The organism is Clostridioides sp. ES-W-0018-02, from assembly GCF_020658175.1.
Classification (GTDB): Bacteria; Bacillota; Clostridia; order Peptostreptococcales; family Peptostreptococcaceae; genus Clostridioides.
Genome location: NZ_JACVVY010000081.1, coordinates 1 through 229, shown reverse-complemented (window position 1 = coordinate 229; position 229 = coordinate 1). Strand labels below are relative to the sequence as shown.

Below are 229 nucleotides of genomic sequence, written 5' to 3'. Positions count from 1 at the left end.
CGTGAAAGGGCGGTGTCTTAACCTCTTGACCAACGAGCCATTTTAATGGTTGCGGAGGCAGGACTCGAACCTACGACCTTCGGGTTATGAGCCCGACGAGCTGCCAACTGCTCCACTCCGCGATATTGTTTTATAAGTGCCGAAGACCGGAATCGAACCGGTACGAGAGGTAAGTCCCGCAGGATTTTAAGTCCTGTGCGTCTGCCAGTTCCGCCACTTCGGCTTTTTT

The 229-nt window shown here is 53.3% G+C and carries 2 tRNA genes; both read right to left on the bottom strand.

The annotated features are described in order from the left end of the window. Window positions 1-46 precede the first annotated feature (46 nt). Window positions 47-122: transfer RNA gene (locus IC219_RS21580), tRNA-Met, on the bottom strand. A gap of 15 nt (window positions 123-137) precedes the next feature. Then, window positions 138-223: transfer RNA gene (locus IC219_RS21575), tRNA-Leu, on the bottom strand. Window positions 224-229: the final 6 nt, after the last annotated feature.